The organism is Vibrio salinus (assembly GCF_021272385.1).
Lineage (GTDB): Bacteria > Pseudomonadota > Gammaproteobacteria > Enterobacterales > Vibrionaceae > Vibrio > Vibrio salinus.
Genome location: NZ_JAJSDZ010000007.1, coordinates 170,958 through 184,874, shown reverse-complemented (window position 1 = coordinate 184,874; position 13,917 = coordinate 170,958). Strand labels below are relative to the sequence as shown.

Below are 13,917 nucleotides of genomic sequence, written 5' to 3'. Positions count from 1 at the left end.
CAGCTTGTATTTTAGCTGCTTTTTTATTTTTGATTAGATGGTATTCATTGTCAGTAACATATCTTTCAGTGACGTTACCGATTTGGGCGGTGTAGGGTAAAAAACCATATCAGATGCAGCCATATTTCGCAAAAGGTTAGGGGCTTCATAGTTTTTTCCATATTTTTTATATCTTTCCAGTACAGACAAATAACGAGGGATGGTTATCTGATCTATCAGGTGAAAAGCCCCACCTCTGAATGCGGGAAAACCGACGCCGTGAATCAGAGCTAAATCACACTCTTCCGGTGTTGATATCACTTCTTCTTCCAGACACCGTATTACTTCGTTAAACATCGGAATCATAAGCCGGTAAATGATTTCTTTTGGGGAAGGTTTAACAAAATGTTCTGATGACAGAGACAGCAATTTTTCTGATAAACCGGTAATGGTGATTCGATCATGATGGTCTTTCTGGTATAGATAAAACCCGGCTTGATTTTTTATTCCGGTCATATCGTTGTTGTACAAATACTCCAATATATTATTTTTATTTAAAAATATAGAGTCAGGGTAGTTTTTAGTCAGTTGTTGGCAGGCGCGGTAAACAACATCGGTTCCCAGAATATCGATAAGCTTTCCGGGGCCTTTAGACCAACCAAAAGTATGTTCCATGAGATTATCAATGTACCGGATGTTGATGCCCTCCATTGCCAGATTGCAGAAGGCTGATAAATAAGACAGAAGAACTCGGTTAATAAAAAAACCAGGTTGATCATTAATGAGAATGGGGTATTTCCCGAGTTTAACTGCAAGCTGAACTACAGTTTTGATGGTATCTAAGGAGGTTGATTTTCCTTTTACCACTTCAATTAACTGAGTATTTGCTGCCGGATGTAGAATATGAACACCACAATAACGTTCCGGGTGGGTTAATGTGCTGGCAAGAGAATTTATGGACAATAAATCGGTGTCCGTGACCAGTATTGTGTCGTCAGAAGCATTTTTCTCCAGATTCCCGAGGGTTTGCTTTTTTTCATTGATACTTTCGCTTACGGTATCAATGAGGATTGGACATGATGTTAGGTCGGTAAGATAGCGAGTGTACTGTACGTTGCCGGAAATTTTTTCTTTTTCATCCTTATCTAAGTGGTAAAAGTGAATATTATCTTTTCTGATTGCATCAAAATACTGTTTCCCCTTATTTAATGCGGTATCCGATTTATCCGTGATAACGCATTGAATATTGTTGATTGCTGCGGAGATAGCAAAATCGTTTCCAATTAGGTTTGTTCCAAAAATACCGATTGTTTCGAATGTTTTTATGTCGTTTTCAATTAGTGAAAGATTGCGGTATTTGACAAATTGATCATTTAAGTACATTCGAACTAATGCTTTTGTTTGGGGGGTGTGTACAAGATGTAAAAAGAAATGGCGTTCTATTTCTAATGCTTCATCCAGTGGCTTATCCGATGATTTATCAATGGATTCCATTAGTGTCTTTATTGCAGGATAGTAGGTACTTACTTTTGCTTTTTTTAACGAATTAATTGTATTATAAGTGAATGAATTTTCTTTTTTTATTTCGATAGGGGACCTTTTTTTAGATCGGGTCGTCTGCCAGTCTAACTTTCCGCAGATGGCTTCTTTAAGGATGATCAACGCATTTTTTTTGAGATTTTCTTTATCTGATATTCTATCGATCATTCCTAATTTCAGAGCGCAGTGAGCCGGAACCAGATGGCTTTTAGCGATTATATTAATGGCTTTTTCGGTGCCGATTAATCTGGGTAGACGGACTGAGCCTCCAAAAGCTGGAACCATTCCGAGTTTTGTTATTGGTAAACCCATAACCGTTTTAGGTTCCGAAATTCTGAAGTCACTTGTTAGTACAAATTCAAACCCGCCTCCCAGAGCGAAGCCAGATATAACGGAAACGGTAGGAAATGGTAATTTTTCATATTGATTTAGCAGATCATTTGTATACCGTAGCCACTCTTTCAATTCGCTTTTTGTTAGCTGAAACATGGAGTGAACTTCATTAAGATCCACTCCCAAGAAAAAATGAGGTTTGTCTGAGGTAATCATTAATCCCCGGACATTTTGTTTTGTTTTGATAATCTGAAGCGCTTTATTTAGGGATTTAAGCGTTGCAATATCCAGGATGTTTGCTGTATTTGATGAGAGAAGCCGGAGTTCAATAATCCCGTTTTCTATTTCTTTAAGTTCCAGTGATTGTGAGCGAAACTTCATTGCTGTCTCCCTAATAGCAATTTCCTTTTTTCGGAGAAGGCCTGATTTATTAGATCTGACTCATAACAGTTTGGGCAGAAGTTTTTATATTGGCAAAATTTATGTGGAATCGCTGGTGGCTTTTGGGAGGAATGACATCTTTATCTTTCTGACATGATAAACTGAGCTTCGTTTTGATTAGTGATAAATCGTGTGTAGATGAATTCTGAACCTTATTTAATTCCTAAATCGTCTTTTGTTTTTGAAGAAGAAATAAAGAAAAGTGTATTCATTACTTATCTTGCTCATACGCCCTCGGTAGAAGAAGCAAAGACCTTCATTGAACAGATGAAAAATCGCCACTCCGATGCCAGACATAATTGTTGGGCTTATTTAGCTGGAAGGCCGGAAGATTCAATGAAGTGGGGTTTTAGTGACGATGGAGAACCGTCCGGGACGGCAGGAAAACCAATGTTGGCTCAGTTGACCGGATCTGATGTTGGTGAAATAACGGCAGTTGTTACGCGTTATTTTGGTGGAATAAAATTGGGTACGGGTGGTCTCGTGAAGGCTTACGGTGGTGGTGTTCAGAAAGCTTTGCAACGACTTGAAACAATTGAGAAAAAAATTACCAGTCAGTTAGTGATAACCTTGGACTATCATTTCTTACCTATTTTGCAATCAATTATGAGCCAGTTTGATGCTAAAGAAGTGCAGTCGGAATACAGTGAAAATGTGATGCTTGTAGTTGAGTTAGAAGTTAATCATATAGACTCTTTTACACAAACTATCATTAATAGAAGTGGCGCTAAAGTGGTTGTTTCGCCAAAAGATACACCTCCAATAAATAACTAATAAATATATTGGTCGCTATATAATGCAATTTCGTTCGATCATCCGGATTATTGGTCTTCTGTTAGCGCTTTTTAGTTTGTCAATGCTAGCTCCTTCCTTGGTGGCACTAATCTACCGAGATGGTGGTGGTGTGCCATTTATAACGACTTTTTTTCTTCTTTTGATTGCCGGAGTTGTTTGTTGGTTTCCAAACCGAAATTACAAAAGAGAATTAAAATCCCGGGACGGATTCCTTATTGTTGTCATGTTTTGGTTGGTCATTGGCAGTGCTGGCTCATTACCTTTTTTTCTTACTGACAACCCAAAAGTTTCCATTACCGATGCCTTTTTTGAATCCTTTTCTGCCTTAACTACAACAGGGGCAACAGTTCTTGTTGGTTTGGATTATTTACCGAAAGCCGTTTTGTTTTATCGTCAGTTTTTGCAGTGGTTTGGCGGCATGGGTATCATTGTTCTTGCTGTCGCAATATTACCGATGTTAGGTATTGGTGGTATGCAGTTGTATCGGGCTGAAATTCCCGGGCCTGTCAAAGATACCAAAGTTGCGCCAAGAATTGCTGAGACAGCCAAGATTCTCTGGTACATCTATTTATCGTTAACGATTATGTGTGCGACTGCGTTTTGGCTGGCGGGTATGACTCCGTTTGATGCAATTTGTCACAGCTTTTCTACTATAGCCATTGGGGGCTTTTCAACTCATGATGCCAGTATGGGATATTTTGACAGCTATGCTATTAATTTAATCACGGTTGTCTTTTTGCTTATATCTGCCTGTAACTTTACATTGCACTATGCTGCTTTTGCTAACGGAGGGATACATCCTAAGTATTATTGGAAGGATAAGGAATTTAAGGCCTTTATTTTTATCCAGATAATTCTGTTTGGTATTTGTTTCTTATTATTACTAAAAAGCAATCATCAGCTTTCTACATTTGATGCCTTTGATCAGGCTTTGTTTCAAACGGTTTCAATATCCACTACTGCTGGCTTTACGACGACAGGTTTTTCTCAATGGCCGTTATTTTTACCGGTTTTGCTGTTATTCTCTTCTTTTATTGGCGGATGTGCGGGGTCAACCGGAGGTGGATTGAAAGTGATCCGGGTTCTTCTATTGTCGATTCAGGGAGGACGAGAAATGAATAGGTTGATTCATCCGAGAGCGTTATACCCTATAAAGCTGGGAGAAAGTGCTTTACCACAAAGAGTGGTCGATGCTGTGTGGGGGTTCTTTTCAGCTTATGCATTGGTATTTGTCATCTGTATGCTGGCTTTAATTGCTACCGGAATGGAAGAATTAAGCGCGTTCTCAGCTGTAGCTGCAACTTTAAATAATTTAGGTCCGGGTTTGGGTGAAGTGTCCATTCATTTTAAAGATATTAACGATATGGCTAAATGGGTCTTGATAGCTTCAATGTTATTTGGTCGTCTGGAAATATTTACCTTACTTGTATTGTTTACCCCAAGTTTTTGGCGAAGTTAAGGAGACATTGTGGATAAAGTTTTATTTCTGTACTCAACAAGAGAAGGGCAAACAAAAAAAATTTTGAAACACATTGCAGAACAATTAGATAATTGTGAGTGTGATTTTTCTGATATCCACGACATGCCGGACATAGACTTTTCCTGTTATGAGAAAGTTCTTGTTGGTGCATCGATACGTTATGGTCATTTACACAAGAAGCTTTATCAGTTTATTAGTCAAAATTATCAGGCCCTGAAAAATACCAAAGCGGCATTTGTTTGTGTAAATCTCACGGCCCGAAAGGAAAACGAAGGAAAAGACACGCCGGAAGGAAGTGTCTATATCAGAACATTTCTTAAAAAATCGCAGTGGCAACCTCCTTTAATTGGTGTCTTTGCCGGAGCCCTGCGCTATCCACGTTATCGTTTGTTCGATAAGTTCATGATTCAGTTTATTATGAAAATAACAGGTGGGGAGACGGATATCAGCAAAGAAGTTGAATATACAAATTGGGATAAAGTTAAATTATTTAGTGATGATTTTAAAAAAATGTAAATAAAACCATAGACCTGACCACTATTTTTGAGAATTTGGAGTAAAAGCGAATAAAAAAGTTGTCAATTTATATTGCCTATCTATAATGCCTCCCGCTGATACTGTATTCGACGTTAAAGTTGATGTCAGAATCGGAGTCTTTTCTGTCATTAGATATTTGAAAAAAGTATTTGACACGGCTTTTTAAATAGATAGAATAGCCCTCCGTTTTCGAGTGATACTCGAAGCAAAAAGCTCTTTAACAATATAAACCTATCAATCTGTGTGGGCACTCGTCGGATAAACATCCAAAAGATTTTATCAATGATACGAGTGACCAAAACGAACAGGAATTCTTTTTAGAATGAATGTTTGGCACAGTCAATTCAACATAACATTACTTTTAATAAAGTAGTGCATGTTATCAGTATTCATTGAGCCGATGCTAAGGCATCAAAAAACTTTAATTGAAGAGTTTGATCATGGCTCAGATTGAACGCTGGCGGCAGGCCTAACACATGCAAGTCGGGCGGTAACAGGAGAAAGCTTGCTTTCTTGCTGACGAGCGGCGGACGGGTGAGTAATGCTTAGGAAGTTGCCCGGTAGAGGGGGATAACCATTGGAAACGATGGCTAATACCGCATAATACCTATGGGTCAAAGCGGGGGCTCTTCGGACCTTGCGCTACCGGATACGCCTAAGTGAGATTAGCTGGTTGGTGAGGTAAGAGCTCACCAAGGCGACGATCTCTAGCTGGTCTGAGAGGATGATCAGCCACACTGGAACTGAGACACGGTCCAGACTCCTACGGGAGGCAGCAGTGGGGAATATTGCACAATGGGGGAAACCCTGATGCAGCCATGCCGCGTGTATGAAGAAGGCCTTCGGGTTGTAAAGTACTTTCAGCAGTGAGGAAGGGTGACAGATTAATACTCTGTTATTTTGACGTTAGCTGCAGAAGAAGCACCGGCTAACTCCGTGCCAGCAGCCGCGGTAATACGGAGGGTGCGAGCGTTAATCGGAATTACTGGGCGTAAAGCGCATGTAGGTGGTTGATTAAGTCAGATGTGAAAGCCCGGGGCTTAACCTCGGAATCGCATTTGAAACTGGTTGGCTAGAGTACTGTAGAGGGGGGTAGAATTTCAGGTGTAGCGGTGAAATGCGTAGAGATCTGAAGGAATACCGGTGGCGAAGGCGGCCCCCTGGACAGATACTGACACTGAGATGCGAAAGCGTGGGGAGCAAACAGGATTAGATACCCTGGTAGTCCACGCCGTAAACGATGTCTACTTGGAGGTTGCGGCCTTGAGCTGTGGCTTTCGGAGCTAACGCGTTAAGTAGACCGCCTGGGGAGTACGGTCGCAAGATTAAAACTCAAATGAATTGACGGGGGCCCGCACAAGCGGTGGAGCATGTGGTTTAATTCGATGCAACGCGAAGAACCTTACCTACTCTTGACATCCAGAAAATCCTTTAGAGATAGAGGAGTGCCTTCGGGAATTCTGAGACAGGTGCTGCATGGCTGTCGTCAGCTCGTGTTGTGAAATGTTGGGTTAAGTCCCGCAACGAGCGCAACCCTTATCCTTGTTTGCCAGCACTTCGGGTGGGAACTCCAGGGAGACTGCCGGTGATAAACCGGAGGAAGGTGGGGACGACGTCAAGTCATCATGGCCCTTACGAGTAGGGCTACACACGTGCTACAATGGCGTATACAGAGGGCGGCCAACTTGCGAAAGTGAGCGAATCCCAAAAAGTACGTCGTAGTCCGGATTGGAGTCTGCAACTCGACTCCATGAAGTCGGAATCGCTAGTAATCGTGGATCAGAATGCCACGGTGAATACGTTCCCGGGCCTTGTACACACCGCCCGTCACACCATGGGAGTGGGCTGCAAAAGAAGCAGGTAGTTTAACCTTCGGGAGGACGCTTGCCACTTTGTGGTTCATGACTGGGGTGAAGTCGTAACAAGGTAGCGCTAGGGGAACCTGGCGCTGGATCACCTCCTTACACGATGATGGTTATTGTCGAGTGTTCACACAGATTGAAAGGTTTATGTCGTTTAAGAGTATCTTAGTGTCCCGTTCGTCTAGAGGCCTAGGACACCGCCCTTTCACGGCGGTAACAGGGGTTCGACTCCCCTACGGGATACCATTGGGTCGTTAGCTCAGTTGGTAGAGCAGTTGACTTTTAATCAATTGGTCACAGGTTCGAATCCTGTACGACCCACCATTCATAAGTTCTGGGGCTATAGCTCAGCTGGGAGAGCGCCTGCCTTGCACGCAGGAGGTCTGCGGTTCGATCCCGCATAGCTCCACCATAACTTAAAATGGGCGATTAGCTCAGTTGGGAGAGCACCTGCCTTACAAGCAGGGGGTCACTGGTTCGAACCCGGTATCGCCCACCATCTTTAAGTGTTCTTTTCTTTATGAATAGGAAGAGAATGGTTAAACATGGTTCTTTATGAATCACGCTCTTTAACAATTTGGAAAGCTGACAAAGCAGTTTTGTTTTTAAACAAAATTGTTTGTAAAAGTTCTCAATACTTTCTTGTATAAGAAAGACCAACACAATCAAGTGTTCTTGGAAATTGAGTCCGGCAATATCATAGTCTGCCGCATGTATAAAAATGGCAGACAAATCTTGGTGACAAGACCACATTCCGAAACTTTTTCGGGTTGTATGGTTAAGTGACTAAGCGTACATGGTGGATGCCTTGGCAGTCAGAGGCGATGAAGGACGTACTAACTTGCGATAAGCTCAGATGAGGCAGTAAGAGCCACCTGAATCTGAGATTTCCGAATGGGGAAACCCACTTACAGCAGTAAGTATCATTAAGTGAATACATAGCTTAATGAGGCGAACCGGGAGAACTGAAACATCTAAGTACCCCGAGGAAAAGAAATCAACCGAGATTCCGAAAGTAGCGGCGAGCGAAATCGGAGTAGCCCTTAAGCTGATACAGTGTCAGGTGAAGTGTCTGGAAAGGCACGCGATACAGGGTGACAGCCCCGTAACTGACGGCATTGTATGAGTGAAATCGAGTAAGGCGGGACACGTGATATCCTGTTTGAAAATGGGGGGACCATCCTCCAAGGCTAAATACTCCTGACTGACCGATAGTGAACCAGTACCGTGAGGGAAAGGCGAAAAGAACCCCTGTGAGGGGAGTGAAACAGAACCTGAAACCGTGTACGTACAAGCAGTAGGAGCCTACTTGTTAGGTGACTGCGTACCTTTTGTATAATGGGTCAGCGACTTATATTCAGTGGCAAGGTTAACCGATTAGGGGAGCCGTAGCGAAAGCGAGTGTTAACTGCGCGTTTAGTCTCTGGATATAGACCCGAAACCGAGTGATCTAGCCATGGGCAGGTTGAAGGTTGAGTAACATCAACTGGAGGACCGAACCGACTAATGTTGAAAAATTAGCGGATGACCTGTGGCTAGGGGTGAAAGGCCAATCAAACTCGGAGATAGCTGGTTCTCCCCGAAAGCTATTTAGGTAGCGCCTCGGACGAATACTACTGGGGGTAGAGCACTGTTAAGGCTAGGGGGTCATCCCGACTTACCAACCCTTTGCAAACTCCGAATACCAGTAAGTACTATCCGGGAGACACACGGCGGGTGCTAACGTCCGTCGTGGAGAGGGAAACAACCCAGACCGCCAGCTAAGGTCCCAAATTACAGCTAAGTGGGAAACGATGTGGGAAGGCTCAGACAGCTAGGATGTTGGCTTAGAAGCAGCCATCATTTAAAGAAAGCGTAATAGCTCACTAGTCGAGTCGGCCTGCGCGGAAGATGTAACGGGGCTAAGTTGTAAACCGAAGCTGCGGCAATGCGATTTATCGTATTGGGTAGGGGAGCGTTCTGTAAGCCGCTGAAGGTGTGTGGTAACGCACGCTGGAGGTATCAGAAGTGCGAATGCTGACATGAGTAACGATAATGGGGGTGAAAAACCTCCACGCCGGAAGACCAAGGGTTCCTGTCCAACGTTAATCGGGGCAGGGTAAGTCGACCCCTAAGGCGAGGCTGAAAAGCGTAGTCGATGGGAAACGGGTTAATATTCCCGTACTTCTTACTGTTGCGATGGGGGGACGGAGAAGGCTAGATGAGCCTGGCGATGGTTGTCCAGGTTCAAGTGCGTAGGCTTAAGAGTCAGGTAAATCCGGCTCTTTTTAAGGCTGAGACACGACGTCGAACCACTAAGGTGGTGAAGTCATTGATGCCATGCTTCCAGGAAAAGCCTCTAAGCTTCAGACAGTAAGGAATCGTACCCCAAACCGACACAGGTGGTCGGGTAGAGAATACCAAGGCGCTTGAGAGAACTCGGGTGAAGGAACTAGGCAAAATGGTACCGTAACTTCGGGAGAAGGTACGCTCCTGATGGTGAAGTCCCTTGCGGATGGAGCTGACGGGAGTCGCAGATACCAGGTGGCTGCAACTGTTTATTAAAAACACAGCACTGTGCAAAATCGTAAGATGACGTATACGGTGTGACGCCTGCCCGGTGCCGGAAGGTTAATTGATGCTGTTAGACTTTGGTCGAAGCGGTTGATCGAAGCCCCGGTAAACGGCGGCCGTAACTATAACGGTCCTAAGGTAGCGAAATTCCTTGTCGGGTAAGTTCCGACCTGCACGAATGGCGTAATGATGGCCACGCTGTCTCCACCCGAGACTCAGTGAAATTGAAATCGCTGTGAAGATGCAGTGTACCCGCGGCTAGACGGAAAGACCCCGTGAACCTTTACTACAGCTTGGCACTGAACATTGAGCCTACATGTGTAGGATAGGTGGGAGGCTATGAAACACAGTCGCCAGATTGTGTGGAGCCATCCTTGAAATACCACCCTTGTATGTTTGATGTTCTAACTTGGTCCCCTAATCGGGGATGAGGACAGTGCCTGGTGGGTAGTTTGACTGGGGCGGTCTCCTCCCAAAGAGTAACGGAGGAGCACGAAGGTGGGCTAATCACGGTTGGACATCGTGAGGTTAGTGTAATGGCATAAGCCCGCTTGACTGCGAGAGTGACGGCTCGAGCAGGTGCGAAAGCAGGTCATAGTGATCCGGTGGCTCTGAATGGAAGGGCCATCGCTCAACGGATAAAAGGTACTCCGGGGATAACAGGCTGATACCGCCCAAGAGTTCATATCGACGGCGGTGTTTGGCACCTCGATGTCGGCTCATCACATCCTGGGGCTGAAGTCGGTCCCAAGGGTATGGCTGTTCGCCATTTAAAGTGGTACGCGAGCTGGGTTTAGAACGTCGTGAGACAGTTCGGTCCCTATCTGCCGTGGGCGTTGGAAGATTGAAGGGGGCTGCTCCTAGTACGAGAGGACCGGAGTGGACGAACCTCTGGTGTTCGGGTTGTGATGCCAATCGCATTGCCCGGTAGCTAAGTTCGGAATCGATAACCGCTGAAAGCATCTAAGCGGGAAGCGAGCCCTGAGATGAGTCTTCCCTGGCGCTTTAAGCGTCCTGAAGGGTTGTTCGAGACCAGAACGTTGATAGGCAGGGTGTGTAAGCGTTGTGAGGCGTTGAGCTAACCTGTACTAATTGCCCGTGAGGCTTAACCATACAACACCGAAGAGGTTTTGGCGGACTCAAGAGAGAATCTTGATTGTGGGTTGAGAATAAGACAGCTTTCTGAATTAACGAATTTGCCTGGCGGCCATAGCGATTTGGACCCACCTGATCCCATGCCGAACTCAGAAGTGAAACGAATTAGCGCCGATGGTAGTGTGGGGTTTCCCCATGTGAGAGTAGGACATCGCCAGGCTTTTATTTTCTGTTATCAGAGATTCTGATGACACTGATTAGCACTTAGCTAGCCAATGCGGAGCGGTAGTTCAGTTGGTTAGAATACCGGCCTGTCACGCCGGGGGTCGCGGGTTCGAGTCCCGTCCGCTCCGCCACTTGATTTTAAGCCCTGGCCATTGTGCCGGGGTATTTTATTTATGAAGGGGTGTAGCTCCAATTGGCAGAGCAGCGGATTCCAAATCCGCGTGTTGGGAGTTCGAATCTCTCCACCCCTGCCATCCTTATTGAAGCCTTAGTTGAGAAACTAAGGCTTTTTTTTGATCTGTTTCACAGAAATTATTCGTTAATTGCCTGGACTGGTATAATATAGTCTTGGTTTTTGTATTGAATAGGAAATTTGGGCTGAAGATCATTGGTCATCTGAAGCTATTTGTCGTTACCTTTTGTTAAAAGTGACTCCTGTAACTTTTAATTTATTTGTATAAATGAACCGGATTTCCTTCGATTATTTTTCTGACCAAATGCTTTTATGGGGGAGAAATTGTGGGTCAATTTTCAATTCTTGGGTTTATTGCTGTCGGTGGGGCATTTGGTGCTTGTTCTCGATATTTAATTTCTGAGTTGTGTGTTTTTTTATTTGGACGAGGTTTTCCTTATGGAACTCTTACGGTAAACGTTCTGGGCTCATTCATAATGGGATTGTTGGTTGCTGCATTTCAGGGACAGATTTTATCTGCTGAGCCTTGGAGACAATTGATAGGATTAGGCTTTTTGGGGGCTTTGACAACTTTTTCTACGTTCTCTATGGATAATGTTTTACTGTTAGATCAAGGGGCTTTCCTTAAGATGGGAATCAATATTTTATTGAACGTTGCTCTGAGCATTACGGCTGCCTGGGTTGGTTTTCAACTGATCACAAAAGCTTAAATAAAATTATTTTCTCATTGCTATTTGATAATAGCTTTTTCTATAATATCTTCACTTGTCGGAGTGCCATTTGGCTGAGACCGTTAATTCGGGATCCGTTGAACCTGATCAGGTTAAAACCTGCGAAGGGAACAGAGAAGACATTCAATAATGTATCTAATTATTGCCTCATTTTTTGAGTATCATTCGTCCTTCCTCTCACGTGCATTAATCCGTCAAGCATTATCCATTTCAATCAAAGGAAAGTGCTATGTCGAGTCGAAAACAATCCAGATTGGAAGCTAAGCAGTTTATTGAGAATATAACAGCCTCAGCTTATCCAAATTCAGAAAAAACGTATGTTATAGGATCTAGAAAGGACATCCGGGTTCCTATGAGAAAAATTCTCTTGTCTGATACGTTTGCAGGAGGAACAAAAGAAAATCCGGTTTATCAGAAAAATGAGCCTATTTCCGTTTATGACACATCCGGTGTTTATACGGATTCTCAGTGCCATATTGATGTATACAAGGGGTTGCCAAAACTTCGGTCAAACTGGGTAGAAGAAAGACAGGATACCCAATACCTTGACGGACTTTCTTCAGAATACGCCCGTATGCGCTTGAATGATTCAACTTTAGATGAATTAAGATATGGTAATCTTCCTTCCATATTATGCTCTAGGGAGGGTAGGAGAGTTACTCAGCTTCATTATGCCCGTAAAGGTATTATCACTCCTGAAATGGAATTCATCGCCATACGTGAAAATATGGGACGTCAGAAGCTGGCAGATGAGCAACTGAATCAACAACATCCCGGACAAAACTTTGGGGCTCATCTACCAAAAGAAATTACGCCGGAATTTGTTCGTAAAGAAGTTGCTGAAGGGCGGGCCGTGATTCCCTGCAATATTAATCACCCTGAATCTGAGCCAATGATTATTGGTCGAAATTTCTTAGTGAAAGTAAATGCAAACATCGGTAATTCATCGGTGACATCTTCCATTGAAGAAGAAGTTGAGAAACTGGTTTGGGCTACCCGCTGGGGTGCTGATACGGTTATGGATCTATCCACCGGTCGTAATATCCATGAAACGAGAGAATGGATTCTGCGGAATAGCCCGGTTCCTATCGGTACCGTCCCTATGTATCAGGCGTTGGAGAAAGTGAATGGTATTGCTGAAAATCTAACCTGGGATGTCATGCGGGATACACTTATTGAGCAAGCAGAGCAGGGCGTTGACTATTTCACTATTCACGCTGGTTTGTTGTTGCGTTATGTTCACCTGACGGCTAAAAGGGTGACCGGTATTGTATCTAGGGGCGGATCCATTATTGCTAAATGGTGCCTGGCTCATCATCAGGAAAACTTCCTATATTCTAATTTCAGAGAAATCTGCGAAATCTGTGCTCAATATGATGTTGCTCTTTCGTTAGGTGATGGCCTTCGTCCTGGATCGGTAGCTGATGCCAATGATGAAGCCCAATTTTCAGAGCTGAGAACCCTTGGTGAGCTGACAAAAATTGCGTGGGAATATGATGTCCAGGTCATTATTGAAGGTCCGGGACATATTCCAATGCATATGATAAAGGAAAATATGGATGAGCAGATTAAACATTGCCATGAAGCGCCATTCTATACATTAGGGCCTCTTACTACCGATATTGCACCCGGATATGATCATATTACATCAGGGATAGGTGCCGCTATGATTGGATGGTACGGTTGTGCCATGCTTTGCTATGTTACACCTAAAGAGCATTTGGGGCTACCAAACAAGGATGATGTTAAGACTGGCTTGATTACTTATAAACTCGCTGCTCATGCTGCTGATTTGGCAAAGGGCCACCCCGGAGCTCAAATTCGTGATAATGCTATGTCTAAAGCCCGTTTTGAATTTCGTTGGGAAGACCAGTTTAATTTAGCGTTAGATCCGGTTACTGCCCGAGAGTTCCATGATGAAACGATCCCCCATGAGTCTGGAAAAGTTGCGCATTTTTGTTCGATGTGTGGGCCTAAGTTCTGCTCTATGAAAATATCCAAGGAAGTTCGGGATTATGCCAATCAGAACCCGGGTGAAATTGAGGTTAAGTTGGTGGATGATCCGTTGGAAGGTATGCGCCAAAAGTCGCGTGAGTTTAAGGATAAGGGTTCTGAGTTATATCATGTTGCTAAAGTTTCGGAAGAGGCCTAGAT

At 43.9% G+C, this 13,917-nt stretch carries 6 protein-coding genes, 6 tRNA genes, 3 rRNA genes and 1 riboswitch; of the genes, 14 read left to right on the top strand and 1 reads right to left on the bottom strand.

Annotation, left to right across the window (positions count from 1 at the left end; genetic code table 11):
* Positions 1-33 precede the first annotated feature (33 nt).
* The gene (locus tag LRQ06_RS06670; protein WP_232765627.1) at positions 34-2,232 is read right to left on the bottom strand and encodes a 3-hydroxyacyl-CoA dehydrogenase NAD-binding domain-containing protein; all 2,199 of its coding nucleotides are present in this window, start codon (positions 2,230-2,232) and stop codon (positions 34-36) included.
* A 198-nt stretch (positions 2,233-2,430) separates the two neighbouring features.
* Here LRQ06_RS06670 and LRQ06_RS06665 point away from each other — a divergent pair, with 198 nt between their 5' ends.
* From LRQ06_RS06665 to thiC, 14 genes are all read left to right on the top strand, one after another.
* A complete protein-coding gene (locus LRQ06_RS06665) occupies positions 2,431-3,066 on the top strand; it encodes a YigZ family protein (protein WP_232765626.1) in 636 nt (211 codons plus the stop codon).
* 22 nt (positions 3,067-3,088) lie between these two features.
* Entirely contained in the window at positions 3,089-4,546 is a 1,458-nt protein-coding gene (locus tag LRQ06_RS06660) for a TrkH family potassium uptake protein (RefSeq protein ID WP_232765625.1), read from the top strand.
* Between the two features lie 9 nt (positions 4,547-4,555).
* Positions 4,556-5,083 (top strand): menaquinone-dependent protoporphyrinogen IX dehydrogenase, encoded by a 528-nt coding sequence (hemG, locus tag LRQ06_RS06655; protein WP_232765624.1) that lies wholly within the window; start codon positions 4,556-4,558, stop codon positions 5,081-5,083.
* A 443-nt stretch (positions 5,084-5,526) separates the two neighbouring features.
* Positions 5,527-7,068 (top strand): 16S ribosomal RNA (locus LRQ06_RS06650).
* A 68-nt stretch (positions 7,069-7,136) separates the two neighbouring features.
* Positions 7,137-7,212, top strand: a tRNA-Glu gene (locus LRQ06_RS06645).
* A gap of 2 nt (positions 7,213-7,214) precedes the next feature.
* Positions 7,215-7,290 (top strand) — tRNA-Lys (locus LRQ06_RS06640).
* A gap of 12 nt (positions 7,291-7,302) precedes the next feature.
* Positions 7,303-7,378, top strand: a tRNA-Ala gene (locus LRQ06_RS06635).
* An 11-nt stretch (positions 7,379-7,389) separates the two neighbouring features.
* Positions 7,390-7,465, top strand: a tRNA-Val gene (locus LRQ06_RS06630).
* Between the two features lie 277 nt (positions 7,466-7,742).
* Positions 7,743-10,632 (top strand): 23S ribosomal RNA (locus LRQ06_RS06625).
* An 86-nt stretch (positions 10,633-10,718) separates the two neighbouring features.
* Positions 10,719-10,834 (top strand): 5S ribosomal RNA (rrf, locus tag LRQ06_RS06620).
* Together the 16S, 23S and 5S rRNA genes with 6 tRNA genes alongside form the textbook arrangement of a ribosomal RNA operon.
* Positions 10,835-10,893: 59 nt before the next feature.
* Positions 10,894-10,970 (top strand) — tRNA-Asp (locus LRQ06_RS06615).
* A 46-nt stretch (positions 10,971-11,016) separates the two neighbouring features.
* Positions 11,017-11,093: transfer RNA gene (locus tag LRQ06_RS06610), tRNA-Trp, on the top strand.
* 265 nt (positions 11,094-11,358) lie between these two features.
* The gene (crcB, locus tag LRQ06_RS06605; protein WP_232765623.1) at positions 11,359-11,742 is read left to right on the top strand and encodes a fluoride efflux transporter CrcB; all 384 of its coding nucleotides are present in this window, start codon (positions 11,359-11,361) and stop codon (positions 11,740-11,742) included.
* Between the two features lie 49 nt (positions 11,743-11,791).
* Positions 11,792-11,890, top strand: a riboswitch (TPP riboswitch).
* Positions 11,891-11,992: 102 nt separating this feature from the next.
* A complete protein-coding gene (thiC, locus tag LRQ06_RS06600) occupies positions 11,993-13,915 on the top strand; it encodes a phosphomethylpyrimidine synthase ThiC (protein WP_232765622.1) in 1,923 nt (640 codons plus the stop codon).
* Positions 13,916-13,917 lie beyond the last annotated feature (2 nt).

Bases quoted from the DNA above. Each gene is read 5' to 3' on its own strand.
- LRQ06_RS06670 (WP_232765627.1), bottom strand. From the start codon at position 2,232: ATGAAGTTTCGCTCACAATCACTGGAACTTAAAGAAATAGAAAACGGG.
- LRQ06_RS06665 (WP_232765626.1), top strand. From the start codon at position 2,431: ATGAATTCTGAACCTTATTTAATTCCTAAATCGTCTTTTGTTTTTGAA.
- LRQ06_RS06660 (WP_232765625.1), top strand. From the start codon at position 3,089: ATGCAATTTCGTTCGATCATCCGGATTATTGGTCTTCTGTTAGCGCTT.
- thiC (WP_232765622.1), top strand. From the start codon at position 11,993: ATGTCGAGTCGAAAACAATCCAGATTGGAAGCTAAGCAGTTTATTGAG.